Origin of the sequence: Arthrobacter sp. MYb227, assembly GCF_002975435.1 — a bacterium.
Lineage (GTDB): Bacteria > Actinomycetota > Actinomycetes > Actinomycetales > Micrococcaceae > Paeniglutamicibacter.
The window spans coordinates 58,387-75,308 of the sequence record NZ_PCPT01000014.1 but is presented as its reverse complement, the minus strand read 5'-3'; the positions used below and the strand labels follow the sequence as shown (position 1 = coordinate 75,308).

The following is a 16,922-nucleotide window of genomic DNA, read 5'->3' as shown; positions in this document are numbered from 1 at the left end:
TGCCAGCAACCAAATGTGCGTCAAACCGGCTCGTGAGGTCACGAAGCCGACATTTCAGTATAGCGGAGCGGTTCAAGGTTTTTCCAACTCACGATGCACCAACTTATTGTGCTCTCCACCACTACAATCACCCCGGTATAGCCGGAGCCGCTTAGCGCACGCGTAATTCCCAAAAGGCAACGGCCGATGCCGCAGCAACATTGAGCGAATCAACTCCCGGACGCATCGGAATCATGACCGTAAGATCGACGGCCGCAAGGGTAACGGCACTGACCCCGGCACCCTCGGTACCCAGCACCAGGGCCAACTTATCCGCCGCACTGGCCTGAACCGCATCAATCCCCACCGAGTGCGCGGTGAGTTCCATTGCAGCAATGCTAAATCCGCCGGCACGCAGCACAGCAAGATCCCCCGGCCAGGATTCCAGCCGCATCCACGGCACCTGAAATACCGCGCCCATCGAGACCCTGATGGAGCGCCGATACAATGGATCGGCGCACCGCGGCGTCAGCAGCACCGCATCAATGCCCAGCGCCGCCGCGGAACGAAAAATCGCACCAAGGTTTGTATGGTCGACGATGTCTTCGAGGACCGCGATGCGTTGCGCGCCGGGTAAAAGGTCATCAAGAGTTCTAGGATCTGGCCTGTTCATCGCCGCCAACGCCCCGCGGTGCAGATGAAAACCGGTCACCGCTTCAAGTAGCGCATCGCTACCGGTGAAGATGGGCACCTGCGGATGCGCCTCAAAGATCTCCTGCATCCCGGCCAGCCATTTGGGTGCCATAAAAAATGAACGTGGGCTGTGTCCGGCGGCCAAGGAGCGCCTGATCACCTTGGCGCTTTCGGCGATATAGCGCCCATGTTGCGGGTCGCTTTGTTGGCGCAGCGCGGCATCGGAAAGCGAAACGTAGTCGGCAACGCGTGGGTCGGTAGCCTCATTGAGCACTATGAGCCGTTGGCCCAGCCGGGCCTGGAGATCCGCAAGATCCGGTGGCGGTTTTTGACTCATGTGCGCTTATGCACCGGTTAAGAGCTTGGCGACCATGTTGATGAGCGCCACCAGCCCTAGGATCACGATGACGGCACGCAACCAGCCCGGGGAGAGCTTGCGTCCCACCTTGGCTCCAATGAACCCACCAATCAGCGAGCCCACGGCAATGAGAATCACTACCGGCCAGTGAATGCGTTCGGGGGCGAAAATCAGGTAGGAGATCGCTGCCACAAGATTTACCACAAGGCTCAAAATGACCTTGATGGCGTTTGACTGTTGCAACGATGCATGCAGGAAAACCCCGAAAACCCCCATCAGCAAGATGCCCTGTGCCGCGGTGAAATATCCACCATAGATGCCGATGAGAAACACCAGCAGATAAAGCAGTGGGGAGATTTTTGCCGCATTTGCCTCGGCCGGGTTCACTCCGACGCTTACCGCCTGGCGCTTTTTAGCCCATGCCGAGAGCCTAGGCTGGAAAATGACAAGCAGCAGGGCAATGACTATGAGCACCGGGGCCACGTAGGCAAAGACGGTGTCCGGCAGATTCAGCAGCAGGTAGGCGCCGATGAGCCCACCCACGAGTGAGACAGGAATGAGCTTGAGTAGCGTGGAACCCACGCTTGCGGCCTCGCGCCGGTATCCCCAGGCTCCGGAGAAACCACCGGCCACCAGGCCCATGGCGTTGGAGACCACCGAGTTCACCGGGGCGAAGCCCAGCGCCACTAGCACCGGAAAGGTGACAAGCGTGCCGGATCCAACAATCGTATTGATGGTTCCGGCCCATAGGCCAGCCACAAAGATGACTATCTCACGCCAGAGCTCCACGACCCGGGATGCTCGCTTAGCGCTTTGCTACTGCTGAATACCGGCCATTCTCCACGCGCAAGGCAAGCGGCATGGAGAAAGTATCGGAAAGGTTTTCCTCGGTCAGAGTTTCGGTGATCGGACCGGCCGCGACTAGCTGCCCCTCTCGGAGGAGCAGTACGTGAGTGAATCCCGGGGGGATTTCTTCAAGGTGGTGGGTGACAAGCACCATGGCAGGAGCTTCTTCGTCCGCAGCCAATTCGCTCATGCGTGCCACCAGATCTTCGCGACCGGCTAGATCTAGTCCGGCACCTGGCTCATCGAGCAGCAAAAATTCCGGGTCGGTCATCAGCGCACGAGCAATCTGTACACGTTTACGTTCACCCTCGGAAAGAGTCGCGAACTTGCGATTGATCATGGTTGACATGCCCCAGTGATGCAAAAGCTGGAAGGCACGACGCTCATCCATCTTTTCGTAGGCTTCACGCCAGCGCCCGGTCATCCCATAGGACGCGGTGAGGACCACGTTGAGCACCGTCTCATTCTCTGGAATGTGGCTGGCCAGGGCGGCTGAGGAAAGCCCGATGCGTGGGCGTAATTCAAAGACGTCGACGGCGCCAAGTACTTCACCCAGGATTCCTGCAACACCGCGGGTCGGGTGCATTCGAGCCCCGGCAATCTGCAGCAGTGTGGTTTTTCCGGCACCGTTGGGGCCTAGAACCACCCAACGTTCACCCTCTTTAACCTGCCAGTTAATCTCGGTCAGTAAATTCTTACGTCCGCGTACAACGGATACATCGGCCAGGCCCAGCACTTCATTCATGGGTAAAACATTAGGCCAGTGTTGCTACTTTGACCCAACCGAAGCGCCGCAGCGCCATCGATGGCCTGCAACATTGTTCACCACGTTTTGGGCAGAAGCCCTTGCAGACGTGAGAATAGTAGGCATGCAACCCACAGCCTTCATTGTGTTCCATTCAGCTGCCCACCAGCTAGTAGAGCCAGCAAAACTTCGTTCCACCCTCGAGGCGGCAGGTCATCGCGTGCTGCGCGAGCAATCCTTTGAAGGACCCGGGCGTAGCGGTGCCCGCTGGGAAGTCACTGGCACCGTGCGTCAGCTGCGTGCCCTGGTGAACCCGCTCGATGACCAAAATGTGCGCTCCAAAGATGAGCTCCTACGGACCCTGAGCATTGCGGTGGTTCCCGCCGAGTTGGTCCTAGCCCCCAAAAAGCTACTGGTCATGGACGTTGATTCAACGCTGATCAAACAGGAAGTCATCGAACTACTTGCCGCTCATGCCGGACGTGAGGCCGAGGTCACTGCCGTCACCGAGGCCGCCATGCGTGGGGAACTTGACTTCGCACAGTCACTGCATGCCCGGGTCAAGACCCTTGCCGGACTCGATGCCGGCGTCATTGATCAGGTCCGCGCCAAAATTGAGCTTTCCGATGGGGCGCGCGAACTTATTGCGGCGTTCAAGGCAGCGGGTCACTTCGTGGCAGTGGTTTCCGGTGGCTTTTCCCAGATCCTGGATCCGCTGGCTGCCGAACTTGGACTGGATTTCGCCTGCGCCAATGATCTAGGCATCGAAGACGGCCAGCTCACCGGCACCGTCAAGGGCCAGGTGGTTGACCGTGCCTATAAGGAAACCATGCTCCGTGCCTGGGCCAAGGAGCTGGGCTTGAGTCTCGAGCACACCATTGCTGCCGGCGATGGGGCCAACGACTTGGATATGGTCACCGCCGCCGGACTCGGTGTTGCATTTAATGCAAAGCCAGCTTTGCGAGATGCAGCAGATGCCCGCATCGACATTCCACGCCTCGATGTGATTGAGAACTTGGTGGGAATCGCATAACGATTTGCCCCGACTAGCCGTTATTTACTCTGCCGTTTGGAGTAGGGCGGTAGGATTCATTCGGCGGTTGACCAGTTTGTTAGACACCGCACCAGGACAGCTCACGTGAAATATGCAGATGTTTCCGTGTCATCGATGGAAGAGAAACAGACGTTTTGCTCAGTGAAGAAGTCAACGCCGTGAAGCGCGGTAGGCAACGCAAGTCCCGTCGCGGTTGGTACGTTGCCGGCGCGTCAGTCCTGCTGGCAGGCGGCCTGTATGCCGGTACCGCTGCATATCTTGGTACCCAAATTCCGGCCAACACCACGGTTCATGGTGTCAATATTGGTTCTTTGTCCCCTGATGCAGCTGCGCAAGTGCTCAACACCGACTTGAAGCCTCTAGCACTGAAGCCGGTTGATTTGAATGTTGGTGAGAAAAAAGCAGCACTCGATCCGGCCAAGGCGGGCCTCGGAATTGACATTGATGCAACTCTCGAAGGACTTACGGGTTTCAATCTCAATCCCAAGACGCTTGTTGAACGACTCACCGGCACGCTCCAAGTTGAGCCAAAATTCGTGATCGATCAGCCCAAGCTGCGCGGGGCATTAGAAGGTCTGGCACCTAAATTCGCTACTGCCACGGCCGAGGGCAAGCTGGCTTTTGAGGGCGCCAAACCTGTACTGAAAAAACCAGTGACGGGCCTCGCTGTGGATATCGATGCGGCAACCCAGAAGGTATCGACCGACTGGTTCGATTCGGGCAGCTCACTTGAACTGCCAGTGAATAAATCCGAACCCAAGATCTCCGCTGCTACCTTCGAAGAATTGTTGACCGGTACCGTCGAGCCACTTGTCGATGGGCCCATTAAGCTCACCGACGACACCTCAACAGCTTCGTTGTCCCCGGCTCAGCTTGCTAGCGCCGCGTCATTTAAGACCGACGGTGAGAAAATCACCATGACCCTTGACGACGAAAAGCTTATTGCCGCTGCAGCCGAGGGATCCAACGGATTCAAATCAACTGCCAAGGATGCAAAGATCGTGCTTTCCGGTGGTAAGCCAACGGTTATTCCGTCACAAACAGGAAAATCAATTGATCCTGAAGGTCTTGCAGAAAAGGTGTTAGCCGCGTCGAAAGACGCGGATCGTTCGGCACGTGTCACCCTGACTACCGTCGAGCCGGAACTTACCACCGAAAAAGCCACGGCCCTGGGTGTGAAGGAACCGGTCGTTACCTTCTCTACCCCGTACCCGGCCTCGGATACCGTGCGCACCAAGAACCTGTATGCCGGTTCCAAGCGTTTGACCGGCGTTGTGGTGATGCCTGGTGAGATCTTCTCCTTGGAGAAGGCGCTGGGGCCCATTACCGTCGCCAATGGCTACTTTGATTCCGGCGTCGTGGTCAATGGGTTCTCCTCCTCTGCGGTGGGCGGTGGCCTGTCACAGATTTCCACGCAGATGTACAACGTTGGTTTCCTTGCCGGATACGATGACATCACTCACAAGCCACACAGCCGCTGGTTCGAGCGTTACCCGGCCGGCCGTGAGGCAACCTTGTGGGAAGGCCAGGTCGACATGGCTTGGAAGAACAATTCTCCCTACGCCGTCATGATCGATGCCTGGGTTGGTGGCGGCAAGGTCAATACCCGTTTGTGGAGCACCAAGTACTGGACCGTGACCTCAAAGTCATCGCCCAAATACAACTTCACGAATCCGACGACCACCTACAACCCGGCAACTAAGTGCATTTCAGAGAGTGGCGGTAAGAAGGGTTTCTCCATCAACGTCACACGCACCCGAACATCTGCCGAGAAGACGCTTCCAGCAGAGACCAAGTCTTGGACCTATGCACCCTGGAACAAGGTAGTCTGCGGCAAGAAACCCTAATATTTCTGCCCCCCCTTGGTTGATCAGGCAATAAACTACGCCGGCTTCAATCCTCCTTTCGGAGGCGTTGAGGCCGGCGTAGTTCTTTCTGCAGAAGCCGCCTGCACAACCGTGGAGGCACCGCGGTACCGCAGGGCAGCATCCCTACTCCAGGGCACCTGCAAATTGTGCGTTGTACAACTCAAAGAATGCTCCACGCGCGGCAAGCAGCTCATCGTGAGTCCCTTGTTCAACAACCTGCCCATCGTCCATCACCACAATGAGGTCCGCATCCTTGATGGTTGAGAGTCGATGGGCGATGACAAAGCTGGTGCGATCACTGCGCAACGCCGCCATGGCCTGTTGCACCAATACCTCGGTCCGTGTATCAACGGAGCTTGTAGCCTCATCGAGAATTAAAACACTGGGAGATGCGATAAAAGCCCGAGCGATTGTCAACAGCTGCTTCTCCCCCGCGCTCACATTCCCTGCCTCATCGGTAAGCACCGTGTCATAGCCATCTGGCAAGGAGTGCACAAACCTATCGACAAATGTTGCCTCGGCTGCAGTCCTGATCTCGGCTTCGCTTGCTTCGGGCCGGCCATAGGCAATGTTTTCACGAATTGTTCCGCCAAATAGCCAGGTGTCCTGCAAAACCATTCCCATGCGTCGACGCAGATCATCGCGTTCCATGAGCGAAATATCAACACCATCTAAGGTGATAGTTCCGGAATCCAACTCATAGAATCGCATGATCAGGTTTACCAACGTCGTTTTCCCGGCGCCCGTGGGACCGACAATTGCCACCATCTGCCCGGGTTCGGCAACCAGGCTAACGTTTTCGATCAGTGGTTTATCGGCGCTGTACCTAAAGGAAACATCGCTAAAAACGAGTCTTCCCGACGAAGTTTCAGGGCTTGGCGCATGCGACGGATCGGGGTCTTGTTCATCGGCATCAAGAAGTTCAAATACGCGTTCGGCCGAGGCAACACCCGATTGGATGAGATTTACCACGCTTGCCAGCTGTGTCAGCGGCTGGGTGAACTGGCGAGAGTACTGGATAAATGCCTGCACGTCTCCGAGGCTCATGGAACCGGAGGCAACGCGCAGACCACCAACAACGGCAATTCCCACGTACACAATATTTCCCACGAACATTGTCGATGGCATGATGATGCCCGAAACAAATTGTGCGCCGAAGCTTGCCTTATACAATTCCTGGTTTTTCGCGTCAAACACCGCAGCTACCTCGCGTTGTCGACCAAACACCTTCACCAGTGCATGGCCAGTGAAGTTCTCCTCAATTTCACCGTTGAGTTCACCTGTATGTTTCCACTGAGCTGCAAAGAGTTTCTGCGAACGTTTGGCAACCACAACTGTAACTATCAGCGTTAGCGGGATGGTGATCAATGTGATCAGGGTGAGCGTTGGAGATACTAACAACATCATCACCAACACACCAAGGACAGTGAATAGGGATGTGACAAGCTGGCTCATGGTTTGTTGCAGGGACTGCGAAATATTGTCAATGTCGTTTGTCACCCGGCTCAGTAACTCACCTCGTTTCATCTTGTCGTAGTAGCCAAGCGGTAGCCTGTTGATTTTTTCCTCGATGTCTTGGCGCAGCTTAAACACCGTATGCTGCACCACCTCGTTCAGGACATAGGCCGAGAGCCAACTAAAAACCGATGCGGCGATGTACAACGCAAGGACGAGAAGCAACACATTACCCAGTGCCTGAAAGTCGATGCCATGCCCAGGACGGAGGTTCATTCCGCTGAGCAGGTCCGCATAGCCGTCTTGGCCGGCGTTTCGCAGTTCGGCGATGAACTGTTCCTGGGTCATGTTTGCCGGAAGTTTTTTGGAGATTGCGCCATCAAAGATCAGGTTGGTGCCCTGACCCAGCAGCTTGGGACCCAACACGGTGAAGATTACACCAATGATGGTGAGAAACAGGACCGAAATTATTCCAATTTTATGTGGAGCTAACCGACTCAGTAGGCGTTTGGTGCTGGGCCCAAAGTTAATTGCCTTTTCCGCTGGCATGGCTCCGGCCATGGGGCCACGCCCCGGGCCAAATCCTCGCCGTGGTGGCGGTGGCGCAATTTCCTCTTCCGGCTCCACGGAGTCCTCAAAGGTTCTAGTCTCTGCCCATTGCCGGAGGGCGTGTTCCTCCGCACGCTCTGTGCCGGGTGTGAAATCTTGATTGCTGATGTTTGCGGATACCGACGGTGCAACATGTTTGCCAGCTATCTTGTGCGAGTTTGCACCTTCTTGTATGGCAACGCTTTCCTGAACGCGTTCCGAGGTTCTCTCCGATACCTCATCGTGGGGCGCAGCTGCGGCGTGTTTGGCACCCTGCGCTCGACGAAGCAGATGCCGTGCCCCCGGGTTGCGTGGTGATGGTTCTGGGTCTTGGTGCTGCTCGCTCATGCTCGGCCTCCCTGAACCATTTGAGATTCAACAATCTCCACATACGTGGGGCAGTCCACCAGTAGCTGTTCGTGTTTACCCGCACCGACGATTGCCCCATCTTCAAGCACGAGTATCAAATCCGCATCGATGATGCTTACAAGTCGTTGAGCAACGATGATTTTCGTCGCTCCACTTGCTTCTTTGGCAAGCGCGGCACGTAATCGTGCGTCTGTGGCCATATCTAGGGCGGAGAACGAATCATCAAACACGTATAACTGCGGTGCCTTCACCAGTGCTCTGGCAATCGCTAAGCGTTGGCGCTGCCCACCAGATACATTTGTTCCGCCCTGGGAAATGGGTGCTTGAAGCCCCTCGGGTAACCCTGCAACAAACGCTGCTGCTTGTGCTGTCTCGAGTGCCTGCCACAGTTCATCGTCGCTGGCATCGGGCTTTCCATATCGGAGATTTGAGGCGACGGTTCCAGTGAATAGATACGGTTTTTGTGGCACCAACCCGATCTGCCCCCACAAGGTATCTGGTGCGATCTCACGCACGTCGGCGCCATCGATGAGTACCCGCCCGCCCGTAGCGTCAAAAAGCCGTGGCAAGAGATTGACCAATGTGGTTTTTCCGCTACCGGTGCTACCGATGATGGCTACCGTTTGACCTGCGTGTACCGAAAAGTTCAGATCATGCAACACAGGTTGTGCTGCCCCCGGATAGGAAAATTCGACGTTCTCAAATTCCACGCTGCCGGTTTCGGAAAGTTCGGTAATACCGTTTAGCGGCATCAGAACCGTGGTTTCGGTTTGTACAACTTCTTGGATTCGCTCACCGCTAACAGCCGCGCGTGGCAGGATGACACCAATAAATGTTGCCATCATGACAGCCATGAGAATTTGTAGCAGGTAGCTCAGGTATGCGACAAGCGCACCGACTTCCATGCCGGCTTCAACCCGGAAACCACCAAACCAGATTACCGCGACGCTTGAAACATTCAGCACGACCATCACGATGGGGAACATCAACGCAAAATATCTTCCGACGCTCAGTGCGGTTTCTGTGAGTTCCGAGTTTGCGTCTTCAAAACGTTTGCTTTCGATGTCCTCACGCACGAAGGCTCTGATCACTCGGATACCGGTGAGCTGTTCGCGTAAAACCTGGTTGACCTTGTCGATGCGTTTTTGCATGCGCTGAAATTGCGGCACCATTTTGGTGATGAGAAAACCTATGGCGATCAGGAGAATCGGCACGCTTACCGCCATCAGCCACGACAAGCCAACGTCTTGTTGTAATGCCATGATCACACCACCGACGGCAAGTATGGGTGCTGAAATAAACATCGTGCAGGCCATCAGCACAAACATTTGTACCTGTTGCACGTCATTGGTGGTGCGGGTGATGAGCGTTGGGGCACCGAAACTAGCCACTTCTCGTTCGGAGAACAAGCTAACCCTGTGAAAAATGCCTGCACGTAAATCTCTACCCAGCGACATTGCCGTTTTTGCGCCGAAATACACTGCGCACAGGGCGCAGGCAACCTGAACAAATGTAACTCCGAGCATGAGCCCACCCACGACCCAAATATGCCCTATATCGCCCTTTGCAATGCCATTATCGATGATGTCAGCATTCAAGCTTGGCAAGAATAATGAGGCAATCGACTGTGACATCTGGAAGAATGCGACGGCTAGCAGCAACTTCGTATACGGCTTGAGGTATACCGATAAGAGTCGAAAAAGCATTTGTTCAACCGGCTTTCCATTAGCAGTGGCACGCACGCGGAACTCATCAGCACCCGGTCACCGATGCGCATCCTGCATCTGGCGGTTCAAGTACTTCCTTCAGGACCACGTATCCCGGCACAATGACGTATCTGGATATCGGACCAAACGACAGCCTCAGCGGGTGTATAGACGACATGCACCTAAAATCGAACTCTACTTTCGAAACACTAAGATTTACAGTATTTAGTTGATTTCTGCCAAGTACTCACAGCACCGTCCACGGGTGTGCCTCAGCACAGGCCCTACAACGCGCGTGGCGCTACAGAAGACGTGGCACCCTGCTGTACACCCCCTACCCATACAAAAAGATCCTCGTTTCCTACCCCAAGGCAAGAAACGAGGATCTTTTCAACGTTCTAAGTGCGTGAAGCCTACTTCTTTAGGAAGTCCCCGGCGCCACCAACATACTCGGTGTGTCCGGTAGGCACATCAGCGGTCACCATTGCGGCAACTTCGGCACCGAATTCTTCGACCGAGTAGAGCTTGCCAGCAGCCGTGCGACGAGCCTCAATGGCTCCGGGCTCGGCACGATCAAGCAGAGTTGCGGTGATGGTTCCCTCGATCATGTCGCCGGAAACCACAACAAAACTGATCCCCTTCGCTTCCAGAGCCGGGATGAAATCACGAAGCGCGAGTTCACCTGCGCGCTTGGATCGAGCCACGGGCTCGTAAGCATCCATGGTGGAAACCTGATCGATGAAGTGTGCCTGGTGGCTTGTAACAAATACCACGCGGGAACCTGGTGCCATTTTTGCTGTTGCGGCCTCAAGCATCGCTACCTGTGCATCACGGTTCAGACGCAGGGCATAATCCTCACCCATGGAGGTTTCCATCCCACCGGAAGCGTTAAGCACCAGCATATCGAGCGAACCAAAGTTCTCGATTGCCGCTTGGACCAAGGTTTCTGGACCCTCAGCGGATGTCAGGTCGGCACCGACAGCAACAGCCCGGCCTCCGGCTTCAACAATGCCAGCGACGATCTTGTTGGCACGTGGTGCCTTCTGGCGGTAGTTGATAACGACGCCAGCACCCTGGGCTGCGAGGATCTTGGCTACTTCGGCACCAATACCGCGTGAGGAACCCGTGACGATTGCGCCCTTGGCTGTGAGATCTGACAATTCTGCTCCTAGACCGGCTCTCGGTAGCACTTGACGCTTCTTGCGCTCAATACACACCGGATGACCAAATTGGTTGTTTCTTACAAAAACTTGCACTGCTTACTTCAATCCTGCCAGCAGGAGGCACGGTGGAGGGTTGTAGGAAACCTCCAAAAAACTTACCCTCAAGTTCCGGAACTTTATGCCAGCGAGGCTCGCACCATATCGCTGACGCTCTTACCATCAAACCGGCCGGCAACTTCGGCACTGACAAGTTTCATCACGGCGCCCATCGAGCGCATCGAAAGCTCAACGCCATCTGCTTTCAACGATGCCACGGCCGAATCGATGATGCCTTGAACTGCCGCGGCATCTAGTGGTGAGGGCAGGTAGGCCTCGATGATTTCTGCTTCGGCGCTCTCTGCAGCCGCACGGTCAGCAGCACCGGCATCGGTATAGGTTTGGGCCGTCTCGCGTCGGCGTGCCGCCTCCTTCTGTAGCAACGCGATCACTGCCGCATCATCAAGTTCGATCGGGGTCTTACCACCCTTTTCGCGAGTATTGATTTCACCGATGAGATTACGCACGGTGGTTAGCGCCACCTTATTGCCGGCTTTGAGATGGGTCTTCATGTCATCGCGCAGGCGAGTCTTGAGGTTTTCCATGATCGTTGGTCTACTTTCGCTGCTCATCGGGCATATGCCACGACGCGTCCGCGCCGCATTCCATGCCGCTGTTCTTACTAGTTTATTGCCCTTAGCGTTCGCATTCTTTCTCACGCATCGCTTCGTGGGCCACCAATTAGAAAATATTGGGATTCTCACCAATTCAGCACGTTGCTAAGTGCACTCCCCCAAATGTCTGAAGGCTGCTCGTGCATTCGATTCTCACCCCGGCGTCATGGCGGTTTTTCAACGGTGAGGTCCAGGGGTTGTCTTGGCCGGGAAAACGGACTATGTCAAAAATTTACCTAGATTTACAATATAACTATGGATGTGCACAGGCATCCCGGGCGAGTTTTATTCGGCTAGTCTGGCCACAACGTCTACCAACGTCAGCATCGGAGCATGCCCCCACTCCCGCGGACACGGAAGGTGGAAACTCGGTGAGGCACAGGGACCGCCCCGGGCAGTGCGTTCCCCCACAGTTCGAAAAACAAGAATTTCGCTCACACTTCTGCCAGCTGTTTTTTTGGCACAACGCCGCAGCGGTTGGCAGCGCTGCCCTCAAGGAGAGGACCCCGCCACCAACCGCTGGGTAAATATTTGTTTATTTGTGGCAGCTAACCGACTCCGCCGCCCATCAAAAGGCGTTTGCTGTCGGTAACCTAGTGACCCATCCCCAAGCCACCATCGACCGGGATCACAGCGCCGGAAATATATGCGGCCTCGTCGCTGGCTACCCAGCGCACAACATTTGCCACTTCTTTGGGCTCGGCGAATCGGTTTGCCGGGATTGAGGCCAAGTAACTCTTCTGGGTCGCTTCTGGCAGCTCTGCTGTCATATCGGTGTTGATGAAACCCGGTGCAACGACGTTAGCGGTAATCCCGCGGGAACCAAGTTCGCGGGTGAGTGATCGAGCGATACCCACCAGGCCTGCCTTCGACGCCGCATAATTAATCTGTCCGGGGGAACCGTAGAGGCCTACGACAGAGGAGATCAGCACAACGCGTCCCTTGCGCATCTTGATCATGCCCTTGGAAGCACGCTTAATGACCCGGAATGCACCGGTGAGGTTGGTATCGATGACGGAGGTGAAATCGTCCTCACTCATGCGCATCAATAGGGTGTCACGCGTAACACCAGCATTGGCGATCAACACCTCGACAGGTCCGTGAGCCGCTTCAACCTCAGAAAATGCCGCATCGATCGAAGCGGCATCGGTAACATCTGCCTTAACACCAAGCAGTCCCTCGGGGACCTCGCCACTGCGGTAAGTGATTGCTACTTTGTCGCCATTTGCTTCAAAGGCACGTGCAATGGCCAGTCCAATGCCGCGGTTTCCACCGGTGACAAGGACACTGCGGGCCGAAGTGGACAGGGTTTCGGACATGATTCCTCCAGGAAAGTTTTGGGGGGTTTGGCGTGGGAGTTTTCTTCTTGAGTCAATCCTAGCGTGACCGCATTCCGCACCGTGGCGTCCGCGGTCCGAACACGAGGAAGAAAGCATTCCAACACGCGTAGTTCTACGATTCGTAGAGTTAGCCATCTCGGTGAGAGAATAGGAATGACGGATCGACGGAAGAACTATGAGCGAGCCACAACCTAAATCCCAACATCATGGCCATGAGCCGCAGGTACACCGAATCACCGAAGCCCGTGAATCCCACAAGGTAGAACAAAATTCACGGGTGAAAAAGTACACAATCTCCATGTCTGTGCGCATGGTCTGCTTTCTTGCTGCCTTTTTCACCCACGGCTGGATCCAATGGGTCTGCTTCGCCGGAGCAGTAGTTCTGCCCTACGTTGCGGTGGTTATTGCCAACGGCGGTGCCGACCTGACTAAGCGCGAACCCCCTGCCGAATTTTTTTCCGGTGATGACCCACGCTTGCTGACCGCCGCCCCAGAGGCAGCACCGAAGCCACCATCGTCGAATACCACAGCAGCACCTCATGGTTTTGCCGATAACTATGGCGAAGACACACCAGATACCTACCCACGAGATGCCCCCGAAACCATCGACGGTGCATTTGTAAGCTATCCGGCAGAACCCGAACATCAGGGACCGGCCGGGACCACCACTGACGCCCCGGAAGCCTCGCCGAGTTCCACAAGCACCGAGGAACCCCGATGAACCTACTTGATTCGCTGTCCGGATCGGCCCAGGAACCAGTGGGCCCAGCAAAGTGCTCGCGCAAGGGCTGCCGCAGCGCAGCTACAACGCAACTGCTGTGGAATAACCCCAAGATCCATACCCCGGAACGCCGTAAAATTTGGTTAGCCTGCAACGAACACGCAAGTTGGCTTGAAAATTACCTGTCCGAACGGCTGCTCTTCAAGGAGCGAGCTCCACTGGACACCGAAGCGATAATTCCCAAGGCGCCACCTGCCGACGCCACCTCCGAGGAGAACTAACTAGCGTGTATCGATTCTTAGCCAGCACCCGCTGGATCGGCTGGCTCCTGCTTGTCTGTCTCTTCGCCAGCGTTTTCACTTTTCTGGGTAAATGGCAGATGGATAGGCGCGAGGGTGCGCTGGTTGAGATCTCGCACGTGCAACGCAACTTTGATGCACCAGCCATCCCCTTTGCGGAAGCCAAGAACTACTTCCAGAACATGCCAGCGGAAGCCAAATGGACACCTGTATCCCTTGAAGGCAGCTACCTGAGCGACGATCAGATCATCGTGCGAAACCGTATTTCCGGTTCGCGTCCGGGCTACGAGCAGTTAGTTCCGTTCCGCACCACCGACGGCACAACCGTGATAGTGAACCGGGGCTTTTTGCCCATCGGTAATAACAATCCAGGCCAACCTGATCTCATCCCCGCTCCCCCCGAAGGAAACGTCAAGATTTCGGTGCGGCTGAAGGCCGGAGAACCAAAGCTTGACCGCGGTGCACCGGAGGGGCAGTTGGCCTCCATCGATCTGCCCACCTACCAAGAAAAGCTCGACTATCCCATTGCCACGGGAGCTTTCGGGCTCATGTTCCTTGAGGATCCGGCAGCCGCCGATGCACCTGCCCAGTTGCAGCGTCCGGAGGAAGATGAAGGCCCGCACCTTTCCTACATGTTCCAATGGTTCGCCTTCGGCGTGCTGGTATTTATTGGATTTGGCTACGCAGCAAAACAGCAGGCCCGCATCAATAGGGAAGATAAGGAAGAACTCGCGGCCGCAGTCCTACGCGGTGAAGAGCCGGTCCTGCATCAGGCTCACCGTATGCGCAAACGGCCCAAGAAGCTCGTCCGCCGTGATGGTTCACCCACCGACGAAGCCCAGGAAGATGCCTATCTCGATGCTCTCGAGGCCCAAGCCGCAGCATCGGCACGTGGTAATCAAGACCCGCAAGACCCACGCAACTAACTCAATTTAGTTTTCTACCCGGTGCGAACCGCCCGGCTAGAATTTACTAAAATATGGTTCAAGCTGGGCTGAACAACGTTTACTCGCGTTGCTTAGCCCAGCTTTCCCCCCGGCGGCACCAAGGATTTGGGGCCCATGCGCCGCGAGCTTTGGCGCCAGGTGCGTAGAAACTATGTGCGGGTCCTTGCTTGCGCTCTTCCGCGTTTAAGCTACACCGTTAAACTCTCGATGCCGCGTGCTGCGCACAAGGGCAACACACGGCATCGGCCCCCGGAGGAGGGATCAGCTCAGTAGCTAGGCCAGGGTGACAAGCTCCAGGTAGGAATCATTCCACAAATCCTCGTCGCCATCCGGCAGCAGTACCACGCGCTCTGGGTTCAGCGCGGCAACCGCTCCCTCATCGTGCGATACCATCACCACGGCTCCGGAGAAGTTCGAAAGTGCCGAGAGGATCTCCGCACGCGATGCCGGGTCAAGGTTGTTAGTCGGCTCGTCGAGCAGCAGCACGTTCGCGCTTGAGGCAACGATCGTAGCAAGTGCAAGACGGGTCTTCTCGCCACCGGAAAGCACACCGGCGGGCTTATCAACATCGTCACCGGAGAACATGAAGGAACCCAGGATTCCGCGCACTTCCTTGTCCCCCATGTGGCTCGGGGCAGCAGAGCGCATGTTTTCAAGCACCGAGCGATCAACGTCCAGGGTGTCATGCTCCTGGGCGAAGTAGCCAATCTTCAAGCCATGACCGGATATTAGTTCACCGGTATCTGGCTGGGAAACCCCGGCGAGCATGCGCAGCAGCGTGGTCTTACCCGCACCGTTCAGGCCCAGGATCACTACCTTGGAGCCGCGGTCAATAGCCAGGGACACATCGGTAAAGATTTCCAGCGAACCGTAGGACTTGGAAAGCCCCTCGGCCATCAGCGGGGTCTTGCCACAAGGGGCCGGATCCGGGAAGCGCAGCGCCGCGACGCGGTCTGCAACGCGCACATCGTCAAGGCCGCTCATCAAACGGTCAACACGCTTGAGCATCGACTGTGCCGCGGAGGCACCCGAGGCCCGGGCCTTCATCTTATTGGCCTGGGCCAGCAAGGTGGTTGCCTTCTTCTCGGTGTTGGCGCGTTCACGCTTACGGGCACGCTCATCGGTTTCACGCTGCTGCAGGTAGCGCTTCCAACCGAGGTTGTAGACATCCATGGTGGCGCGGTTGGCATCGAGGTGAATGACCTTGTTCACTGTTGCTTCAAGCAGCGAGGTATCGTGCGAAATAACCAGCAGGCCGCCCTGGTGGTTGGCCAAGAAGCCACGCAGCCAGGTGATCGAGTCGGCGTCGAGGTGGTTAGTTGGCTCATCGAGCAGCAACGTTTCGGCATCCGCATACAGGATGCGGGCCAGCTCAACACGGCGGCGCTGACCACCGGAAAGAGTTGAGAGCGGCTGGTTAAGCAGGCGCTCGGGCAGGGCAAGGTTATTGGAGATCGCCGCGGCCTCGGACTCGGCGGCGTAACCGCCACCGGCGATGAATTCGGCCTCGATGCGGTCGTACTGGCGCATTGCCTTGGCGGCAACCGCCGGATCCTCGGAGGACATATTGTCCTGGCACTTTTTGAGCTTGCCGACGATGATGTCCAGGCCACGGGCCGAAAGGATACGGTCACGGGCCAGCTGCTCCATGTTGGGGGTGCGCGGATCCTGCGGCAGGTAGCCGATGGTTCCGGTGGCGGTGACCGAGCCACCTGCGGGCGCTGTTTCGCCGGCAAGTACGCGCGTCATGGTGGTCTTACCAGCACCATTTCGCCCGACCAGGCCGATCTTATCGCCCTTGTCGATGCGGAACGAGACGCCCTCCATGAGAAGGCGTGCGCCGGCGCGCAGCTCCAAATCGGCAACGGAAATCACGGTGACCCTTTCGGTGGAGAAAATATAGCCCTGCTGGGCAACCTCTCAAGTCTACCGGTCACCCGGCCACGAACAACGTACGATGCGGTGCATCTCACGTTCAACGCAGCTGCCGGACTCCCCCATCACCATCTACCCACAGACAGATCAGCATCGGTTTACCTACCGGCCCTAAGGATTCTTAGGTTACCCCCCCCCCCCCCCCC

At 56.4% G+C, this 16,922-nt stretch carries 14 protein-coding genes; 5 read left to right on the top strand and 9 right to left on the bottom strand.

All coding sequences use genetic code 11. The annotated features are described in order from the left end of the window. Nucleotides 1-151: 151 nt before the first annotated feature. From CQ018_RS18045 to CQ018_RS18035, 3 genes are read right to left on the bottom strand one after another with little or no spacing between them, the layout of a single operon-like run. Nucleotides 152-1,009, bottom strand: a complete 858-nt coding sequence (locus CQ018_RS18045) for an RNA methyltransferase (RefSeq protein WP_105551391.1) — start codon at nucleotides 1,007-1,009, stop codon at nucleotides 152-154. 6 nt (nucleotides 1,010-1,015) lie between these two features. Then, nucleotides 1,016-1,819 carry a sulfite exporter TauE/SafE family protein gene (locus tag CQ018_RS18040; RefSeq protein ID WP_105551390.1) on the bottom strand — a complete coding sequence of 268 codons (804 nt, stop codon included), beginning with the start codon at nucleotides 1,817-1,819 and terminating at the stop codon, nucleotides 1,016-1,018. Between the two features lie 16 nt (nucleotides 1,820-1,835). Beyond that, nucleotides 1,836-2,621 (bottom strand): ABC transporter ATP-binding protein, encoded by a 786-nt coding sequence (locus CQ018_RS18035; RefSeq protein ID WP_105551389.1) that lies wholly within the window; start codon nucleotides 2,619-2,621, stop codon nucleotides 1,836-1,838. Between the two features lie 124 nt (nucleotides 2,622-2,745). Here CQ018_RS18035 and serB point away from each other — a divergent pair, with 124 nt between their 5' ends. Both serB and CQ018_RS18025 read left to right on the top strand, forming a co-directional pair. Next, nucleotides 2,746-3,654, top strand: a complete 909-nt coding sequence (serB, locus tag CQ018_RS18030) for a phosphoserine phosphatase SerB (protein WP_105551388.1) — start codon at nucleotides 2,746-2,748, stop codon at nucleotides 3,652-3,654. Between the two features lie 179 nt (nucleotides 3,655-3,833). Further along, on the top strand, nucleotides 3,834-5,522 hold the full coding sequence (locus CQ018_RS18025; protein ID WP_258142724.1) for a VanW family protein: 1,689 nt from the start codon (nucleotides 3,834-3,836) through the stop codon (nucleotides 5,520-5,522). A 144-nt stretch (nucleotides 5,523-5,666) separates the two neighbouring features. Here the strand turns inward: CQ018_RS18025 and CQ018_RS18020 are convergent, their stop codons facing one another. The 5 genes from CQ018_RS18020 to fabG all read right to left on the bottom strand — a co-directional run bounded on the left by CQ018_RS18020 (nucleotide 5,667) and on the right by fabG (nucleotide 12,853). Then, on the bottom strand, nucleotides 5,667-7,934 hold the full coding sequence (locus CQ018_RS18020) for an ABC transporter ATP-binding protein (RefSeq protein ID WP_308729256.1): 2,268 nt from the start codon (nucleotides 7,932-7,934) through the stop codon (nucleotides 5,667-5,669). After that, nucleotides 7,931-9,661 (bottom strand): ABC transporter ATP-binding protein, encoded by a 1,731-nt coding sequence (locus CQ018_RS18015; protein ID WP_105551414.1) that lies wholly within the window; start codon nucleotides 9,659-9,661, stop codon nucleotides 7,931-7,933. The genes CQ018_RS18020 and CQ018_RS18015 overlap by 4 nt, the downstream gene beginning before the upstream one ends. 413 nt (nucleotides 9,662-10,074) lie before the next feature. After that, nucleotides 10,075-10,821, bottom strand: coding sequence for an SDR family oxidoreductase (locus CQ018_RS18010; RefSeq protein ID WP_105551413.1), 747 nt, complete (start codon nucleotides 10,819-10,821; stop codon nucleotides 10,075-10,077). Nucleotides 10,822-11,000: 179 nt separating this feature from the next. Next, on the bottom strand, nucleotides 11,001-11,465 hold the full coding sequence (locus CQ018_RS18005) for a GatB/YqeY domain-containing protein (protein WP_105551412.1): 465 nt from the start codon (nucleotides 11,463-11,465) through the stop codon (nucleotides 11,001-11,003). A gap of 662 nt (nucleotides 11,466-12,127) precedes the next feature. Next, on the bottom strand, nucleotides 12,128-12,853 hold the full coding sequence (gene fabG, locus CQ018_RS18000) for a 3-oxoacyl-ACP reductase FabG (protein WP_105551386.1): 726 nt from the start codon (nucleotides 12,851-12,853) through the stop codon (nucleotides 12,128-12,130). Between the two features lie 196 nt (nucleotides 12,854-13,049). Between fabG and CQ018_RS17995 the strand changes: the two genes are divergently transcribed. From CQ018_RS17995 to CQ018_RS17985, 3 genes are read left to right on the top strand one after another with little or no spacing between them, the layout of a single operon-like run. Continuing rightward, complete coding sequence (locus CQ018_RS17995; RefSeq protein WP_105551385.1) at nucleotides 13,050-13,595, top strand: DUF3099 domain-containing protein; 546 nt, start codon at nucleotides 13,050-13,052, stop codon at nucleotides 13,593-13,595. Continuing rightward, nucleotides 13,592-13,876 carry an acetone carboxylase gene (locus CQ018_RS17990; RefSeq protein ID WP_105551384.1) on the top strand — a complete coding sequence of 95 codons (285 nt, stop codon included), beginning with the start codon at nucleotides 13,592-13,594 and terminating at the stop codon, nucleotides 13,874-13,876. The genes CQ018_RS17995 and CQ018_RS17990 overlap by 4 nt, the downstream gene beginning before the upstream one ends. A 5-nt stretch (nucleotides 13,877-13,881) precedes the next feature. After that, nucleotides 13,882-14,820 (top strand): SURF1 family protein, encoded by a 939-nt coding sequence (locus CQ018_RS17985; RefSeq protein WP_105551383.1) that lies wholly within the window; start codon nucleotides 13,882-13,884, stop codon nucleotides 14,818-14,820. A gap of 294 nt (nucleotides 14,821-15,114) precedes the next feature. Here the strand turns inward: CQ018_RS17985 and CQ018_RS17980 are convergent, their stop codons facing one another. Further along, nucleotides 15,115-16,716, bottom strand: coding sequence for an ABC-F family ATP-binding cassette domain-containing protein (locus tag CQ018_RS17980; RefSeq protein ID WP_105551382.1), 1,602 nt, complete (start codon nucleotides 16,714-16,716; stop codon nucleotides 15,115-15,117). Nucleotides 16,717-16,922 lie beyond the last annotated feature (206 nt).